Origin of the sequence: Planctopirus limnophila DSM 3776 (genome assembly GCF_000092105.1) — a bacterium.
GTDB lineage: Bacteria > Planctomycetota > Planctomycetia > Planctomycetales > Planctomycetaceae > Planctopirus > Planctopirus limnophila.
The window spans coordinates 3,600,807-3,619,265 of sequence record NC_014148.1 but is presented as its reverse complement, the minus strand read 5'-3'; the positions used below and the strand labels follow the sequence as shown (position 1 = coordinate 3,619,265).

The 18,459-nt window shown below is 54.9% G+C and carries 12 protein-coding genes; 7 read left to right on the top strand and 5 right to left on the bottom strand.

What is annotated here, in order from left to right; translation table 11 throughout:
- The first annotated feature begins 130 nt into the window (after window positions 1-130).
- Window positions 131-556: a hypothetical protein gene (locus tag PLIM_RS14325; protein WP_041401815.1), complete on the top strand. Its 426-nt coding sequence runs from the start codon at window positions 131-133 to the stop codon at window positions 554-556.
- A 68-nt stretch (window positions 557-624) separates the two neighbouring features.
- Here the strand turns inward: PLIM_RS14325 and PLIM_RS14320 are convergent, their stop codons facing one another.
- From PLIM_RS14320 to rlmN, 3 genes are all read right to left on the bottom strand, one after another.
- Window positions 625-1,188, bottom strand: coding sequence for a zeta toxin family protein (locus PLIM_RS14320; RefSeq protein WP_013111040.1), 564 nt, complete (start codon window positions 1,186-1,188; stop codon window positions 625-627).
- The gene (locus PLIM_RS24580; protein WP_013111039.1) at window positions 1,185-1,562 is read right to left on the bottom strand and encodes a TA system antitoxin ParD family protein; all 378 of its coding nucleotides are present in this window, start codon (window positions 1,560-1,562) and stop codon (window positions 1,185-1,187) included. The genes PLIM_RS14320 and PLIM_RS24580 overlap by 4 nt, the downstream gene beginning before the upstream one ends.
- A 1,335-nt stretch (window positions 1,563-2,897) precedes the next feature.
- Complete coding sequence (rlmN, locus tag PLIM_RS14310; protein WP_052301590.1) at window positions 2,898-3,965, bottom strand: 23S rRNA (adenine(2503)-C(2))-methyltransferase RlmN; 1,068 nt, start codon at window positions 3,963-3,965, stop codon at window positions 2,898-2,900.
- Between the two features lie 406 nt (window positions 3,966-4,371).
- Here rlmN and PLIM_RS14305 point away from each other — a divergent pair, with 406 nt between their 5' ends.
- The 3 genes from PLIM_RS14305 to PLIM_RS14295 all read left to right on the top strand — a co-directional run bounded on the left by PLIM_RS14305 (window position 4,372) and on the right by PLIM_RS14295 (window position 12,458).
- On the top strand, window positions 4,372-9,237 hold the full coding sequence (locus PLIM_RS14305) for an outer membrane protein assembly factor BamB family protein (RefSeq protein WP_196349455.1): 4,866 nt from the start codon (window positions 4,372-4,374) through the stop codon (window positions 9,235-9,237).
- Between the two features lie 260 nt (window positions 9,238-9,497).
- Window positions 9,498-11,852, top strand: a complete 2,355-nt coding sequence (locus PLIM_RS14300) for a hypothetical protein (RefSeq protein ID WP_148227124.1) — start codon at window positions 9,498-9,500, stop codon at window positions 11,850-11,852.
- 180 nt (window positions 11,853-12,032) lie between these two features.
- Complete coding sequence (locus tag PLIM_RS14295; RefSeq protein WP_052301589.1) at window positions 12,033-12,458, top strand: hypothetical protein; 426 nt, start codon at window positions 12,033-12,035, stop codon at window positions 12,456-12,458.
- Between the two features lie 226 nt (window positions 12,459-12,684).
- On the opposite strand, the gene PLIM_RS14290 is transcribed toward PLIM_RS14295, so the two are convergent.
- Window positions 12,685-12,957: a hypothetical protein gene (locus PLIM_RS14290; RefSeq protein ID WP_013111033.1), complete on the bottom strand. Its 273-nt coding sequence runs from the start codon at window positions 12,955-12,957 to the stop codon at window positions 12,685-12,687.
- Window positions 12,958-13,250: 293 nt separating this feature from the next.
- On the opposite strand from PLIM_RS14290, the gene PLIM_RS14280 reads away from it, so the two are divergent.
- Together PLIM_RS14280 and cysK are read left to right on the top strand one after the other, a co-directional pair.
- Entirely contained in the window at window positions 13,251-13,715 is a 465-nt protein-coding gene (locus PLIM_RS14280; RefSeq protein ID WP_013111031.1) for an RrF2 family transcriptional regulator, read from the top strand.
- Window positions 13,716-13,835: 120 nt separating this feature from the next.
- The gene (cysK, locus tag PLIM_RS14275; protein WP_013111030.1) at window positions 13,836-14,774 is read left to right on the top strand and encodes a cysteine synthase A; all 939 of its coding nucleotides are present in this window, start codon (window positions 13,836-13,838) and stop codon (window positions 14,772-14,774) included.
- Window positions 14,775-14,877: 103 nt separating this feature from the next.
- Here the strand turns inward: cysK and PLIM_RS23010 are convergent, their stop codons facing one another.
- Window positions 14,878-16,875 (bottom strand): cyanophycinase, encoded by a 1,998-nt coding sequence (locus PLIM_RS23010; protein ID WP_196349454.1) that lies wholly within the window; start codon window positions 16,873-16,875, stop codon window positions 14,878-14,880.
- A 489-nt stretch (window positions 16,876-17,364) separates the two neighbouring features.
- Here PLIM_RS23010 and PLIM_RS14255 point away from each other — a divergent pair, with 489 nt between their 5' ends.
- Window positions 17,365-18,420, top strand: coding sequence for an AAA family ATPase (locus PLIM_RS14255; RefSeq protein ID WP_013111028.1), 1,056 nt, complete (start codon window positions 17,365-17,367; stop codon window positions 18,418-18,420).
- Window positions 18,421-18,459: the final 39 nt, after the last annotated feature.

The window sequence follows — 18,459 nt, the reverse complement described above, 5'->3', positions numbered from 1 at the left end:
CGGTTGGCATCGATGATTGGAATCGTTGGCCACGTCGTTTGAGTCGCCGATTTGAAAGTTGCCTGGCAGAATTCATATCGCAGCAATCTCCCGAAAGATGCGGAGCCGGTATTTGATGGTACTCAAGCGTATGTCTCGAATGTTCGGGCTGGCCAGCATGCTGGCGGCATTGTGTGCAGGCTGCAGTTCCTCCGATGCACCCCCCATGGCGACCGTGTCCGGCCAGGTAGCACTCAATGGTGTGCCTTTGGAAACCGGCTCGATTGTGTTCGCACCCATTGACGGGAAAGGCCCGGTGGCTGGCGGGAAAATCAAAGACGGGGCTTATTCATTCTCCAGTCCTTATGGTTCGAAGCGTGTGGAGATCAATGCTCCTCGCGTCATCGGCCAGAAGAAGTCGTACGATACGCCCGACAGCCCCGTGGTCGATGTGGTCGAAGAAGCCATCCCCGCGACCTACAATACAGCCACCACCATCACCGCCGAAGTCACCCAGGAAGGATCCCGCAAGTTCGACTTTGATGTCAAAGCGGCTCCTAAGCCGGTGAAGAAGTAGAGCCGGGCGAACGTAAGACGAGCCTGCGGTTGAAAAGCAGGTGGGGGCCTGCCGATGATTAAGCGGGGTTATGGATGTTTGGGCTTGTCGAGGACGCTTTGCCCGTGCTCGTAAAGCTCGGCCAACTGGTAGGGTCTGGCTAAGTCGTGGTTGTCGAAGATGATCACATGGGGCAGGCGAAGGATGGCACGTTCCAGGTTCGCCTGGGTTCGCTCGAAGCGGCTCCGCAGCTTGTCGTCGGGGATATCGTGTCCTCCTTGGCTAACACGCATGGCCACTCGCCGGATGGATTCCTCCGGGCTGCCGATTCGGATGAAGATCAAGACGACGGTGTAGCCGAGTTGCTGATAAGTGGCAAGCGTGTCAACTTTCTCTCCAACGGGATCCGAAAGCACAGTTTCAAAGACGAAACTTTCCCGCTGTAAAATCAGGGAGGTCCGGAGAGAGGACGCCAGGTTGGCAGCATCATAGGCCGCGAGATTCAATTGCTTTGCCAGCAAGTCGGCATTGACAAATCTCAGGCCAAAGTCCGCCAGGAAGCTGTCATAGAATGTCGATTTACCAGCACCGTTGGGGCCAGCCAAGGCGATGACAATCGGCCGCTGATCAAGGAAGTCGAAAGGCCAGTTCAATGGTCAGCCTTGATGGGTATGAACTCGCGGCCATCAAATTTTCCAACAATTCTGTTGCCGTCAGCAAGAACTTGCCGCAGAAGTTCGGGCGAATCTTTGACAGGTTCATAGTGGGGATAGGGCCGCTGGGCCAAAGTTTCGGAAACTCGCTGACGACCCAACGGAGAGCTGACCTCTGAAACGCGGTTGGAGAGCGTTTGTGCGACAGTTTCCGAGCGCCCTTGTGGTGCTCCATTTCCAGTGAGCCAGGGTTCAATCGATTTCCCTAGCTCTGCCCAGAACTCGATTTGTTCAGCAATACTTCGTTGTGAGCCCGGAGCGACAGCACGGGCATCGTCTACAAGTTCATCTGATAATGTCACTGGCTGGCCCATAATGATTCTCCTCCTATCAAGATAGCCCGTTGCATCCCTTAAGTCCAGATTTTCAGCCGATACCCCAGGGTTTCGCTGTTTTGCAATCAAACGGTCTTTTATGGTTGGGATCGGCGGGAATTTGGCTTTCGGGATTGAGGTTCTCAGAGAGGAGTTCGTTGCTGTTACAGCCCTACCGGAGACCTCCAGTGGCTTCACCACCCCGGTGGAAATCGGAACATCAACCGTCGCCACCCTGCGAACGTAAGAAGGTTGGCTTAAGGGTGAATGTGCAACTCCAGTGGATAAGGGAAAAATCGGCAGGCGGGAGCCTGCCATACTACGGAGTTATTTCACAATGGCTTGCATCTGCGGCACGGTAACAGCGGAGTTAGTAATGCTTTTTTGAGTCGGATACGCTTTCTAGGTGAGGTAATGGCGTGGCATTCTTTCCGATGAAAGCACCGACCAGTTTGGCTTGAGAAGACATATATCTGTGGGTCATTCTTTAAAATGTCTGCATATTGATTAAAGACACGTTCTTCTTCGCATGCGCGTGCGACGGCCGTTATTGGAGATTTGCGACCATTGACGTAGTCTTTTGAGTAATCGATGAATTGTTTAGCATACTCCGGTTCGTTGCCAATCATCTTGTAGAGGAACTTTAGATCTTCGGAGCTTATTGTGCGATCGGATGGACTATTCTTTCGCCTCTGACGTCGCTTGACTAGTTGGGTGTATAGTGTCGTCAGCGCTGTCTTTGTGAGATCGTACGCAACATTTCCGAGAATTCCCGATACTATTATGGCAACGGCAGCTTCAATAATCGTGGGGTCGCGCAATGCGTATTTACGGAAGAGATCCCCGCGAGTGGCAACTTGTGCCTCGTATTCAATTCTGTATTTTACACCATATAATACTATTTGAGTACCAGAGTTTAGAAGCTTGTCGTAACGTTTTTGAGTGAGTACGAATTGGCAGTTCGGGCACCGAACGCGGCCATTTTCGGTGGGAAGATCAGGTTTTCCACATCGAAGGCAGACGGCATGCAAAGTGTTTTTGCCAACTGTACAACAGCAGCTTGAAGCCTGATGTTCGCTGGAGGTCGCCCTCGGATTAGCGATTCGGTATAAGCTTGTCATCTTTCTTGAGTCAATCTGGAAAATGGATTGTGCCGAATTCTCGGTATCAGTTCTATGCTGTGCCGCGATTGGCTTCAATGTGACGTCGCGGGTCTTACAATTGGGTGGCAATGGTGGTGGCTGGGGTAGATCGAAAGATCGCTGTTCGCCAAAGCGGTGACGTCAGTTACAAGAACTTTGTCTGAATTGCGTGCTCGGTAGGCGGGGGCCTGCCCTACGGTTGAGGTCCTGCTTTCAGCACGACGAGGTTTTGCTGCTCGCGTTTCATGCGGAGTTGGCCGCAGGCGGCGTCGATGTCGGCGCCTTTTCTTTTCCTCACAGTGACAGGGACGCCGAAGGATTCCAGAATAGCGACGAACTCGCCCGTTTGGGGAGCGGAGGGTTCGGCGAAGGGGAGTTCTTTCACTCCGTTCATAGGGATCAGATTGACGTGGGCAATCCGCGATTTGAGTAAATGGCCTAGTTGCCTCGCGTGCTCAGGGAGATCGTTAATACCACCCAGAAGGACATATTCATAACTCACCCGGCGGCCAGTGATCGCGAAGTAGTCGTCCGCCGCTTCTAGCACGGCTTCGATCCCAATGTTCTTATTGACCGGGACGAGCTTGGTGCGGAGTTCGGCTTCCGGGGCGTGGAGTGAGACGGCGAGGTTGAACTGGTGGCCCGTCTGGGCCAGCTCGCGGATTTTTTCGGGCAGGCCGACCGTCGAGACAGTGATACGCCGCGCACCCAGGCCCAGGCCATCATCGGCCGTGAGTCGATCGAGAGCCGGTAGAAGGTTCTTGAGGTTGGCGAGCGGTTCACCCATTCCCATGACGACGACGTTGGTGAGTTTTTCGTCAGCCGGGAGAAGGCGGTCGAGGCGGAGGACCTGTTCGAGGATCTCGCCTGTGGTGAGGTTACGCTTGAGGCCCAGAAGGCCGCTGGCACAGAAGACGCACCCCATGCCGCAGCCGACCTGGGTGCTGATGCAGATGGTGCGGCGGTCGTCTTCACGCATGAGGACGCATTCGACGAGAGAGCCGTCGTGGAGCTGCAGGAGCAGTTTTTCCGTGCGGTCTTTGGCGATCTGATGGGCTACGACTTCGCTGGGGAGGAGCGTAAAAGTAGCTGCCAGGAGCTCGCGCAGTTTGGCGGGAAGGTTGGTCATCTCGCCAAATTGTGTGGCTCGATTGGGGAAGATCTGCTGCTGAATCTGGCCGGCCCGGTAGGTGGGCAAACCTTGTTCCTGGCACCACTGGACAAGTTCGGCGGGCGATTTTTCGTAGATGCGAGGCAGCATGGCACAGTCGATCTGAGACAAAAGAAGCGAGGAGAGCGATTTGAGACGAAATAGCCGGGCGAGGAGCGCGTGAGACTCCTGAACGGCGAAAGTTGTCACAAGTATAACAAGGTATTTGGCTGTGAGGGATTTTGGCAGAGCAGCCGGTAGAAAAAACAAAGTCTGTTGCGGGAAGCCGAGTCGGTTATGATGTGAGGAGCCAATTCGTAAAGTCTTTCATGAAGTCTGACGTCGTTCAATCGATCTGGTATGCTAGTTGCTGCAATTTTTGCGGGGCTGCTGCTGGTGCTTCCTTGCCGAAGCGAGCGATGGGCGGGTTGGTCAAGCGAATGTGCGGCAGGGATGTCCGTGGTGGGAACAGGTTGGCAGGCTGAGTGTTTCGCGAGGGCTAAGGATGGTTCGACAAATGAAGCGAGAGCAGCACGCATTGGCCAGATTGCCCCGCAATGACCTGGGGGCGCAGCCAAGGTGGACATTGCCGAAGTGGGCACGCATTTTGATTTCTGCCGTGATGCTGGCGTTCGGTCTTTGGTGGGTGAGTGGTTTTGCGGGGAACGCGATCGATCACCCTGTGATGGCCCAGGTTGTGCCGCCGAATCGAGTCGTGCCGAATCCGGGCCCAATTAATGGCCCTCTTCCGGTGAACGGTCGGGTGATTCTGGCGCCGCAATTCAATCCGACGCCGATGAATGGAGTTGATCCTTCGCAAGGATCACAAACGATTCCACCGCGGCGCGAGCTGGCGAACGCTCTCGAAGAAGCCGATATCAATCTGATGACCGAAGACTATGTCCCAGCCTTGGGGCGGCTGGGGTTTATTCTACGGCAGGATGAAGACTATTTTCTGGATCGCGAGGGATTGCGATCCATGCATGAAGAGGCGATTCAGCGTCTTTTATTGTTGCCTGAAGAAGGCCGCAAGCAACTCGAGTTGCAGCTGGGTTCCGCAGGCCGTCCGTTGGTGAATGAGGCCTTGCGGGCCGGTGATGTGCTCTTGCTGATGAAGCTGGCGCGTGAATATGCCGGGACTGCGGCTGGCGAGGATGCGGCTTTATGGTTGAGTGGTCGCGCGATTGATTTGGGAAGGCCGTGGGAAGCTTCCCGCTGGCTGGCACTATTGCCCAAAGGAGAGCGTGGCAAGCGGCTGGAGCCCAGGCTTTCTCGCTATCGCGATGTGATTTCGGCGATGAACCCTGCTGGTGCGGGAGAGCTGTCAAAGGTTGCTCTTATTCTAAGTGAAGCGGGAACTCTGCCAGCCGACTGGCCGATGGTTCGGGGGATTGCCTCGCGGACGGGGCTTTCGCTGCCCGCGACTTTGGCCGGTGCACCGGCATGGACCACCTCGTATCAGCTTTCGACATCGTTGAGGTCTCAGGCATCGATGATGAAGTCGACCGAGATTCAATGGCAATCGTTGATTGACCAGATTGATAATGGTTTGCGAGAAGAGCAGAAACTAAGAATACCCGCCGCACAGCCGCTCGTTTCCGGGAATCATCTGGTGGTGCGTTTGCCTGATGCACTGGCTGCTTTTGACATTTCCACCGGTAGTCTGAAGTGGATCTCGGCAGATATGGATGCCGGGCTGCTGACAGCCTTGCGGAGTCTGGGGGAATCTCCGCGTAGTGAGGATGCCGCTGCAGTGCAGTTGGGGCTGATGGGTCAGGTCACGAAATTTTTGCAGCAACGGATGTACCGCGATGCGACGTGGGGTTCGATGTCGACGGATGGTCGAAATGTTTATTCGACCGTCGGTTTGCCCATTCCGCCGAACCCGTTTGCGAATGGGCAGATTGTCCGAAATCTGTTCTCGGAGCCCAAGACGAATCTGCTCCGAGTGCATGAACTGGCGACGGGCCGGCTGATTGCCGAACTGGGAGGGCGTCGCCGCATTCCGCAGGGGGAGGAGGCTCAATTTCGAGAAGCCGAGGGAGATCAGGATCCTTTGGCAGATGGTTTTTTTCTCGGGCCGCCGCTTCCTTTGGGAGGATTGTTGTATGCACTGCATGAGGCGGCGGGTGAGATTCGGCTGGTCGTACTGGAACAAGTTCGTGATGTCGAAGCGGACGCAGCGGATGCAGCCGTTGCTCGTGAGCCTCGAGTGAGTGCTGGTGAGTTCGTAATCCGCTGGATCCAGCCACTAGTGACGGCTGAAACCGATCTTTCTGGTGGAGCGATTCGAAGTATTGCCGGTTTGACGCCTTCGGCTCTGCAGGGATTGCTGGTCTGCCCGACAGGTGCGGGCCGGGTGGTGGCCGTCGATCCTTTAAGGAGGCAACTCGTCTGGACTTACAGCTTTGCAGTGACCACACCCAGTTTGCAGGCTGATCAGCGAGGTTTGTTCGTGGCTCAGGTGATGGGGCAGCCGCCGGGAGGGAATGCTGATGAAGAATCGAGCCGCTGGCTGGATAGCCTGCCTTTAGTGCATGGCCAGCGAGTGATTCTGACACCTCGTGAATCGAATGAATTGCATTGTGTGAATCTGGCCAGTGGTCAGCTCCTGTGGAAAAAACCGCGAGAAGACGGGTTGTATGCCGCTGGCGTGGTGCGTGATCACCTGGTGCTGGTCAGTCGTTCGGGAGTGCAGGCGCTTTCGCTGGAAAATGGTGAAGCCTTGTGGGGTTCTGCCACTGTGATTTCGACGCCTGTGGGCGTACCTGTGCTGGCAGGTGAAGTGCTGTATGTGCCGCAGGATGATCAGGAGATTGTCGTGATTGATGCTGTCACGGGAAGGCATCTGGCAAGGGCAACTGTCGAACCCCAATCCGCGATGGGAAATCTGGTGGCGGCGGGTGACCGGTTGGTGATGCAGGGGATGGATGGTGTGACGGTCTTTCAGTCGGTGCATCGTGTCGAACAGCGAGTCAAGGAACTACTCGCCCAGGAAGAGACCAGGCCCGCCGGGCTGGGACTGCGGGGCGCGATGCTGCTCTTCCGAGGGGCGACAGATGCCGGTTTTGAAGACCTGCAGGCGGCCGCTGCGAAGAGTGATGACCCACGCAATCGGCAACTGCTCATTGATGTGATTCTTGATGGCCTGCAATCCGATTTTGAAAAATATCGGGCTGCGGGTGATCGACTGGACCAGTATCAACTTTCGGCTCGACAAAAGGGGATCTACCTCCATCGACTGGCGAATGGTTTTACAGCCCGGCAGGAACATGAGGCGGCACTGGCTGCCATTTTGAGATTGTGGCGAGCCCAGGGACGAGAAGAGCCTGAGGCGATGCTTGTGAATGGTGACTGGTCATGTCGGCTCGATCACTTTTTGTCTGACAGGTTAGCCATGACATTTTCTCGTTTGCGGGGAGAAGCACGCCAGCGGGGACTTGAGCAGGTGAATCGTCAGGTGGCTGAAGATGTCAAGCTGGCGGAAAGTTTGCCAATGGAAGATCGCGCTGAGCGTTTGCTGATTCTGGCGCGAGTATTTGGCATGACTTCGCCCGAGATGGTTGAGGCCATGGGTGAACTCATCAAGTCTCCCATATTTCTGGACGATCCCGTTGTTTCCGAGCAATGGCTGAGTTCGATTGTCATGACCGAAGGACATCCACTGCGCGCATTGGCTACGGCCCGTTGGATGGAGTTACTCACCCGGCAGGGGAAGGCCGACTGGGCCGTCAAGCTCTTTCCTCTTCTGGGACAGATTGCAGGCTCCCGGGAGGAATTTTCCGGAGCAGAGTCGCTGGTGGCTTTGCAGGCAGATGGTCGGTTTTTGCGGGCTGAAAGTGAGATTCCCTACTGGCACGGAGTGATTACCGACACGCGGAGAAAGCCTGCACCGCCGGGAATGATTCGTCGCATGCCAATTGAGCAGATGGGTGGTCGCTCGCTGCTGACGGATGACTGGAACTTTGAAATGGATGCCAGTGTGCTGCACATTGTGGCGGTGGATCCACTGGGAAATTTCCGCTGGCAGATCCCGACGTCGTATCTGGAACGAGACGGGACGGCGATGAATCATCTGCAGTTCGGTGGAAACATGCGGTGGCACCAGGTCTTCTCATCGGGCAGTCTGCTGGTCTTTCCTTTGGGTGGGCATTTTACCGTTGTCGATCCGCTTTCTGATCCAGCCGGGCCACGCATCCTGTGGCAAAGAAAACTTCTGCCGAATGGAGCGAATTCGATGGCCAGCCGAGCCATTACTTCGCAGATCATGAAGTACCCCAATGGACGGCGGTTTCCTTTAGTCGTTGACCAGATGGGCTTGTCTTCGGGCCAGGTTCATGGAGTCTCTGGCGATCTGGTAATTTATCAGATCGGAACCCGGCTATTTGCGGCAGATGTTACCACGGGAGAAATCGTTTGGAGCCGCCAGAATCTACCGCGCATGGTCGAAGTGACGATCGATGAAAAGGCGGTCACGTTGTATGAACACCCGACGGGCAATACATCGGTGTATGGCCTTCGGAGTGGTGATCTTCTGACGGAAGTGGCGGGGCCGATCGCCACAGATCGGCTGTGGCAGCGAGGGAGTGAAACCGTCAGTCTGGTGAGGACGGAGGCAAACCTGCTGCTGAATTATCACAACTGGCTGCAGCCCGAGTTGAACTGGACCGAGACCTTGCCGATGACGACCAGTGTGGCGATGGTCGAGCCGGCCAGCCGGAGCGATCTGGATTTTCGGCATGGGCCGGATGCTCGGGAAAATCGATATCCGCAGATTGCGACGCTTGATGCCGGTGGTCAATTGCTGATTTTCGAGCGTGTATCGAAGAGGCAGGTGATCGCTTCGAAAATTGATGAAGGTTTATCCAGCGGGCCACTGATTGTCAGGCGTAAGTCTGATCAGTATCTGGTTGTAGCCAGTCAGGAAGTGGATCCTTCGGATGGCTTGCGTGTCATTGGGGCCGAACTGACAGCGATCCCGGTGGATGGAATGTTTTATGGAATTGATGCGAAGATCGGGGGAGTCGAGTGGATGGTTTCGGTGCCGCAGACAGCCATTGATCCCCATCAATTGGGAGAGTTGCCCATCAGTGTCTTCTGGGCACGGGTGACACAACCGCCCCGGACAGTCGATGGGCGAGTCTTTCTGAAGAGTGAACTGCGCGTGAGTGTGGTGGATCATCGGACGGGTCAGCTGGTGTATGGGACTGTCGAACCTCAAACCACGGGTGGTTATGTGATTCAGCAGCAACCTGACGATCGCCGTCTGGTGGTACATCTGTTCGCATGGATGCTCGAAATGGATTTTGCCCCGATAGAACATGGCAAAAAGCCGGGAGAAAGAAAACTTCCAGAGATCATTCCGGCGGAACCTGTCCCGTGAGAGACTTTGCCAGGACAAACTTTGCAAGGTCAAACATTGCCAGGACAAGTTATGCCTGGACAAACTGGATCAGGGAAAGGTTCTGCTACACTCGGCAGGACAGAGCCGATAAACCTCTTTGCAGATCTCAATTTTTCGCTGATACTCACTGCTGATGAAAGTGGTTGACTGAAGTGTGGCGGTCAAAGACTTTGCGAATTCGAGGACAAGAGGAAGAGCTGAAAGTGTGGATCTCATCTTTCAACCAACTGATGAGACTCATGGCCCTGATGGCTCTCGTGATGTTTCTGGCAAACGGCTTCGATCAAGCGATCTGTGCCCACGGGGCTGAGATTCGCCTGAAGAATGGCATGATCATCAGCGGCAAGGCGACACCGATCCAGGGGCTTGCGCAACTTCAGGCCAAGACGCCGGGGCCGATTCCGATCTATCCCATCATTATGGTGGATGCCGGCTGGCAAAAGATTTTTGTACCGACACGCCAGATCCCTGATGCAGAAAAAACCGTCGGTCAGCCCGATCTGTTCCCGTGGGAAGTCTTTGAGCTCAAGCATCATAAAACCGGCAAGCAGCAGGTGCTGGCTCAATTGGGTGGCTTTCGAAATGTGACGTCTTTTGATGAGTTTGGCCGGCGGCGGCTGGAAATTCTCACACAAAAAGGGCCGGAGAATGTGATTCAGGGGATCAGTCGATTAACCCCGAAATACGCACTCATTGATGCACTCACCCATCAGTGGGAATCGGGTGTGGCAACCAGTAGTTTGCCGACGGAAATCCTGAGTGACATCCTGAGGAAGGCGATTGACCCGACTCGACCCAAAGATCGACTGGCGATTGTCCGGTTTTATCTGCAGGGCGAGCTCTATGCCGAAGCTCAAAAGGAGTTGGAATCTGTTGCGATGGAGTTTCCCGAACTCAAAGATCAGGTCGATCGTATGCGGGTCGAACTGATTCAATTGCGCGGGCGACAGTTCGTGAAACAACTGCAGGAGCGAAAGAAGCAAGGTCAACATCAGCTCGCCGAAAGCGTGGCCAGGCTGGCCCCTGCCGAGCAACTGGGCCCAGTGGTGATGCGGGATATCGAGGCCTTTATCAAGCAGTATGATCTGGCTCGCCAGCAGATCGAACTGGCCCGCCTGCTGTTGGGTGAGTATCAGGCACAAATCGCGAATCGCGAGCTGCGTGAGCGTGTGGCACTTCTCAGGTCGGAGGTGAGCCATGGTCTGTCGTTTGAGACGTTGCCGAGGCTGGAAGCCTTTTTGAGGTCCGACAAAGACTCCACTCTTTCCGCAGAAGAAAAGCTCGCACTCGCCTTTTCAGGATGGGTGTTTGGATCGGTCGGTGCTTCTACCGATCTGGCCAAGACCATGGTGTTGTGGGATGCCCAGCAGCTCGTATTGCAGTACCTCAAAGCCGAATCATCAGAAACCCGCGAGAATACACTCCGGCAGCTTACAGCCCTCGAAGGAGTGGGCTGGAAATCGATCCGCCAGATGATTCCTCAATTGCCACCTTTTCGGGATTCGGCGGGTCTGGAACCTGGTCAGGTTATCTCGGCAGATGGCGAGGTGCTGGAACCCCTGGCCAATGACATGCTCAAGATCACACTTCGCAGCGATAACGGAGAAGTGATTTTTCATTATCAGGCGATTTTGCCACCCGAGTATGACCCGGCTCATCGCTATCCGATGATTGTCGCCTTAAGGCCGGAAGATCGCACAACAGCCGCCATTGCGACCTGGTGGGCGGGAACTGCTGATCGTCCCGGAAATGCCCGCCGCCGGGGGTTTATTGTGATTGCCCCGGAATATGTGCCGGATGGTGCGACAAAATACAATGGGGAAGGAGTGGCCCATTTGAAGGTGCTGGCCGCTCTCGCGGATGCGCGCGGGCGTTTTTCCGTCGATGCCGATCGTGTGTATCTGGCCGGGCATGCCATGGGCGGTGACGCTGCCTTCGATATGGGGATGTCGCATGCGGATGAGTTTGCCGGTGTGATCCCCATTTGCGGCAGGGCTGATACTTACTGCAAATACAGCAAAGGGAATGCTCGCTTCACCAGTTGGTACGTGGTGGCTGGTGAGCTCGACCGCGATTTGTTGAGCATTAATGCCAATGTGCTGGAGTTCATGTTCAAAGAGGGATTTCGGCATGACCTCATGCTGGTGCAGATTCACGGCCGGGGCCTCGAAATGTACTCCGACGAAATGTCGCGCATGTTCGAGTGGATGGAACTGCATCCGCGCAGTACGGCTCCGGCAGATATCGAGTGGCTTTCACTTCGCAAGACGGATTCCCGCTGTTTTGGCCTGAGTGTGATCGATCTCCCGCGCACGCTGATCATCCCGCAACCTGCGGGAACCACCCTCCCTTCGCCACAGATCATGAAGTTCCGCATTACGCCCGGGAACAGCGTGTACATTACCTCGCCCGGTAAAAGGCATGTGGTGCGACTGGCCGCTGAAGCTTTTCAGATCGATGAGCGAGTGAACATCACCATCAATAACAGTCGCAAGTTCCGGGATTTTCTCGTGCCCGATGTGCGGTCACTGCTCGAAGAATTGCGGCAATCGGGTGATCGAACCCGGCTGGCCGATGTGGTGCTGGAGTTCTGAGAGAATCCTGCAAACAACTGCTTTTCTCTCTCCCCGCGATCGCTCAGGGAAATATACGCAACTCAGGTCGAGATTGTGCAGGTGGTGAGCCACTGTATTATCACGAGCGTGCTGTCCCAGCCGGCGATGGATGGTCAGCGAGTCACTTATGTTCGTCTTGAGCTTTAAAGGATTGATGACATGACAACAGCCACTGCTCCAATCACTGCCACACCGGTTTCTGCAGTTCCCGCACCACAGATCAACTGCCTCACAGTTCCCAAGTGTAAAATTACCCTTGAGAAGTGTGCTGGCGGTATGAAGATCGTCTGCAAGTGTGACGACGAACTGACCTGCAACATGATTCAGGCCCTCTGTGCTCAATCGGCCGGTTGCTTATGCAGTGTCTGCTGCGTGCAGAATGGGAACTGCGTCTGCTGCTGCAACCTTTCGATGTGCAAGTGCGTTTGCGAGACCACAGTCGATGGCTGCTGCATTACCTGCACTTCGGGCGATGCTGACTGCTGCAAAATGATTCAGGCCTGCTGCGATCAGTGCTGTGCTCTCGTCGCCTGCGGCTGCACCTGCTGCATCTGCTTCAACGGCATGCCCGTCTGCTGCTGCTAACCCCTTGCGGCCCCTTGCGGGGATTAGGGCGGCGAATGTGAGTCAGTCGTTAATCTGCGAATGGATCTTTCGCCGCCAGGAAGCTGAATGCTTCCGAGATTTATGAGTTCGCACAAATTCAATTGAGTCGCGTTTCAAATACAAGATGAGCCGGTTCCCTGCTTGGGTTCCGGCTCTTCTTGTATCTAGGGAGAGGCTGATTGTTGCAGAGCAAACTGTCGAGAATTCAGTTGATCATCGTACCGGTGAGGGCGGCATCGAGAACTTTTCGATTGCGGACCTTGATGCGAGCTGTCAGGAAAGCGGCTTCATAAATCGGCCGAGCCCATGCGGGAATTTCCACGGAAGAAACCGGTGCATGCGAGCCGGTCATCAGCCAGCGGCTATTTGCAGGCAGCATTTCCTCGGATGCCTGACAACCCGCTGTTCGATCCAGAGGCAAACGGAGAGTTGCTTGCAGATCGAACAGGTCAGGTGAGGTCAGCCGGTTGCGTGCCATGATTTCTCAACTTGGTTTCAGAAAGGTTTCGCCGGTCACGAATATATCATCGACTTGGTGGTGTTTACGCTTGAGAGAATACGTCAGGAATTGCCGGAAATCAACCCCCTGGGTTGGTTTTGGGGGAATGGGTATTTCAGGTTGTTTGTTTTCGACTGGATGCTTTTGTCCTAAGTTGTTTTTCTGCATGTGATTAAGGGAATTCCTAAAAAAAATCTGGCAAGCCTCTTTTCGAGAGAAATAAAACACGATAAATATGGTGATAGATAAATTATTTGTGTTGAGGTCCTCAGGTGAAACTCTCTCGAAAAGCAGATTATGCCTTGCGGATACTCATCACGCTGGCAGCCAGGTTTGGCGAAAGTCCCATTTCGCTCAGTGAGTTGGCACGAATGAATGATGCTCCCAAGCGGTTTCTGGAACATATTGTTCTGGATCTGAAATCCCAGGGGTGGATCGAGAGTTCGCCGGGACGAAAGGGCGGATATGTTCTTGCTCAGCCTCCGGAGCAGATCACTATGGGGCAGGTCATTCGCTTTTTTGATGGTGTGATTGCTCCCTCGCCATGTGTCTCAACTTCGGCTCATCGCCCATGTTCTCAAGCGAGATTATGCCGCTTTCGCCGAGTGCTGCTGGAGATTCGCAACTTTGCTTCCCGTTATCTCGACAACATGACGCTGGCGCGACTGATTGATCTTGATCCCGTCGAGGATCACGAAGTGTTTGCTCTGGAACTCGCCAGTGGAGATGGCATCTGACTGCCTCACACAGCCTTGATGTCAGGTCTTTGTATGAGGCGGCTTTCAATCGATATCGATGGAACGGGTGGTTAGGTTTTCTATCGTTAGAGTTCATCAGACTGAAAAGAGTTGATGGGTATGCCCGACGGAAGCGTGTTCAACGACATTACGGAAACGATTGGCCGTACTCCGCTGGTCAAACTGAAGACTGCCTCTCAGGGAGGAGCGACAGTTCTCGGAAAATGTGAGTTTTTCCAGCCATTGGGCAGTGTCAAAGACCGAATTGGCAAAGCCATGATTGACGCCGCCGAGAAGGCTGGCCAGTTAAACCGATCCACACATATCATCGAACCAACCAGTGGCAATACGGGGATCGCGTTGGCATTTCTTTGTGCTTCCAGAGGCTACCGACTGACATTAACCATGCCTGAGTCGATGTCAGCCGAGCGGCGAATTCTACTCAAGGCGCTGGGCGCCGAATTGGTGCTCACACCAGCTGCTGAGGGGATGAAGGGGGCAATTGCCAGGGCTCATGAACTGGTCTTGGCCAGCGAACAGACCTGGATGCCTCAGCAGTTTGAAAATCCCGCGAACCCGGCGATTCACGAGGCCACAACTGGCCCTGAGATCTGGGCCGACAGTGCCGGGGTAGTCGATGCCATTGTGACGGGAGTGGGGACCGGTGGTACGATTACGGGGGTCACGAGATTCATCCGCCGCCACAATCCCGTATTCAAGGCGATCGCTGTCGAGCCTGTGCATTCGGCAGTGCTCAGCGGTGGGGGCCCGGGTATCCATAAAATTCAGGGAATTGGTGCGGGTTTCATTCCCAAAAACCTTGATACGCGGCTGATCGATGAAGTGATCACGGTGACCAACGACGAAGCGTTCGAATGGTCTCGCCGACTGGCAAGAGAAGAAGGACTGTTCGTCGGAATCAGCAGTGGTGCCAATGTCTGTGCCGCTGCAAAAGTCGCTTCACGACCGGCGTATGCAGGCAAAACAATTGTTACTGTGCTGTGCAGTCCAGGTGAGCGTTATCTTTCAACACCACTGTTCGAAGATCTCAAGAGCTGAATCATTGGTACGGTTTTCACGATTTAACGCGCTTTGTGTAACATGCTTGCGGCTCGGAGCAAGCATGCCTGAAAATCGAATACCTGCCGCTCTGTTCAAATCTTTATTGGCCTGCTGAATTGCGCATCGCGGGTCGCTTGAGTGCTGGGGGCGAGTTGCCGGTGGCTGGCAAGGCCAAATCTTTCTCAAGATCGACAGCCTCGGATGATTTATTCTCTGTCACATTGATCGAGCTCGAATTGATCGTGACGGCAGGAGAATCAACCTGAGCTGACTTGTCTGCGATAGCGATTCGTTTCTGGCTGGCAAAGTCATAGGCTTCCCCTGAGCGGACGACAGCGGGTTCGAGTCTCCGTTCGCTGCCGGATGAATCATGAGACTCAGTTCGGTCGAGAATGGTTACTGTCTGCTTCCCGATGACTTCGAGTTGAGTCCCTTTGACGATCACTGCCGTCGATTCGTCAATCCCCATGGCCACCAGTTCTGGGTACCGGGTCTTGAGGCTGACCAGATCGGCCAGTCGCTGTCGCTCGGAAAAATGTTGATCGATCGCCACGCCAGGGAGAAAACCAAAGCCGCGTTCGTAACCTTCGGCACTGATTTCTCGATTTCCGTCCGGATTACCACGTACGAGATAGCTCCCTTGAATCGAGGCACCTGCGGAAGTACCGCCAATAACGCCTCCTCGTTTGAGCACATTCTGAAAGTGGCTCAGCATCGGCGTGTCGAGATAACGGTCAACCAGCCGCCATTGGCGACCACCCGTAAACCAGACCCCTCGGGCTGTTTCCAGAAGTTTGGCCTTCTCGGGATCGTGAGCTTCGGCTCGGGAGGACGTATGCAACTGGCTCACATGACGGGCACCGGCTTTTGTTAACCAGTTGACGACTTGTGAGGCAGGCGGGGCTTCGTCTCCCAAGGCATTACTCACAACCACCATCGGGGCTTCCGGGCCACCGGCAGCTTCGATGAAGCGCTCGATGGCAGCCGCTGGAGTTGCACCGCCACCCACAATGACCAGTGTGCCCTGCGGAACCTGCGTTTTCGCGATAGCCGACCGGGAAAGATCAAGTGGCTGTTTGTCTTCAGCGGCGCGTTCGATGGCCGCTCGGCACAAGGTCACAAAATCTGTCGAGCGTCCATGGGAAATGCGGGTTTCTTTGAGTGGTTTGCGGGAATTTTCCGGGAGATAAACGACGACCTCAGATTCACCCACGACATCAAACCGGCGACCTTGAACAACCAGAGCTGTCCCTTCGTCGATACCTACACCGACATGGCCGGGGCGAAGTGTGAGGGCCGACTTCAGACGCGTCTCACGTTGTCTCTTCAGGAAGTGCTGATCGACGACCACACCTTGGAGGAAGCCGAGCCCTTCACCCAGTTGGGGGTAGTATTTCCCGCCGGTAATCATGACTTGCGACATGATAGCTGCACCGGCAGATGTCCCACCAATCACACCGCCTCGCTGGAGCAGTGCACGCAGGCGTGCTTCAGTACGAGTTTCGGCGTAGACACTGGTGATCCAGTTTTGATTGCCCCCCATGAACCAGACTCCCGTGGCCTGATCCAGAATTTGGGAAAACTCTTCGGAGTTGGCTTCATCCCGCGAGCGGGTATGCAGGACGTGGACACTGGCAGCATTTCGATGCCGCCAGGGGTCGATCTTAGGTTCAATCTCGTGAGTTCCCGCGTAAATGCTGGCTGTGGGAATGATGACCAGCCGTGCCTTCGAATCACCCGCCAGTTCCATAAACTTTTCAAAAATCGCAGGAGGGAGTACGCCACCACCGGCAATCACCAGAGAGCCTTCAATCGGCTCCGGTGCCCACATGGCCATTTCGAGTGGTGCTGCAGGAAGTGGCAGCATTGCCGAAACGGGTGGCTCGACTTCGGTGGAGAGATCGACATGAAGAGGAGGGGCGGCGTAAATGGACAATCCCGAGGCCAGAAGCGATCCTACGAGAACGAGACTTGCCAGAAACAGAGCGAAAGACGGTGTAACGTGTTTTTGGTTCTGGAGTTGTGCTCTTTGGTTACCCTCAGCTCCCGAGGGCAAACTCTGTAAAATGGCGACATCGCGAGAGGTCAATTCAGGCAATTTGGCTTCTCCATCCTTAGCCGATTCCTTTGTTGCGATGCTGAAGGAAGGCATCCCGTGTGCCAAAAACGATAGATCTCTCAGGCTGGCAGGGCAATAGGGAGTTTTCGGCCGGTCGATGGAGGCGCCCCAACCAGCAGGCGTGGCGAGTATCTCTCCGATGGGAATTGATGGTTGACGACTTGCATCGCAGGGGGCGGTCATGTCAGTCTGGCAGGAAAACTTCTGAGTGATGTATTGAAGTTGATTGCCAAGGAATTCGTGACGGCCGCTGAGTCAGCATTTGGGAATCGGCAGATTGTCGGTCACAGGCGACCGGGCAGCGTATCGCTGAATGTCGTCAGACTGTCCGCCGTCACTGTGATCAATGTGTGAGAGGATGGGCTGATGCCTGAAGACGACTCGCGGTTGTTTGAAGAGAGTTTGAACCGGGGTGTCCCTGAGGAATTCGATCCTCGGAAAAGTGCGTCTGAGCCTACAAAGGAATCGTTGGACGAAGAACGAGGCTCAGAGGCAGATATCGAGTGCCTGCGACGATTGTCACAGGCGTGGCAGTGCATCCGGCATGAACTAAATCGAGTGATTGTCGGGCAAAACGAGGTTCTCGAAGAACTGTTTGTGGCGATGCTTTCTTCAGGCCATGCCCTTCTGGTGGGTGTTCCCGGGCTGGCGAAGACGCTCATGGTGCGATCTTTGGCGCAGACTCTGGATCTGACCTTTGGAAGAATTCAGTTCACACCCGATTTGATGCCGGCGGATATCACCGGGACGGAGGTGTTGCAGGAAGACAGGCAAACTGGCCAAAGGCTGTTTCAATTTCGACCCGGGCCGGTCTTCGTCAATGTTCTACTGGCCGATGAGATCAATCGCACTCCACCGAAAACACAGGCCGCACTGCTGGAGGCCATGCAGGAGCGGCAAGTCACGGCAGGTGGCCAGCGGCATGTACTCCCCAATCCCTTTTTTGTGCTGGCGACACAAAACCCGATTGAGCAGGAAGGCACGTATCCACTTCCCGAAGCACAGCTCGATCGATTTCTGCTGCAGATTCGTGTCGATTACCCGGATGCTGAAGAAGAGTTTGAAATTCTGAGGCAGACCAATCGGGCAGAACCTCGCCAGGTTTCCCAGGTGATTTCTGCCAGCGAATGGAGTGAGTTTCAGGGACTGGTACGGCGGATTCCCGTGGCCGATTATGTACTGGAATACGCTATGCGCTTATGTCGGGCGACCAGGCCTCAGGATGCAAGTGCCCCGGAGCAGATCCGAAAGTATGTGCAATGGGGAGCCGGGCCAAGAGCAGGCCAGGCACTGGTGATGGCAGCCAAGGCCCGGGCTGCGATCCATGGGCAACCCATCGTTGGTGTGGAAGATCTCAGGGCACTGGCTCCAGCCGTACTGCGTCATCGACTGCTGTTGCGTTACACCGCCGAGGCAGATTCAAAGAGTGCTGATGACATCGTCACTGAACTTATGGATCAGATTTTTTCTGAGAAAGAGCCACAGTCAGCAGTGGGTGGATTATGGAATGTTTTTAAGCGGTGAAGAATCATCCTTGAAGATCTTGCGGAACTTCAGGTCTCT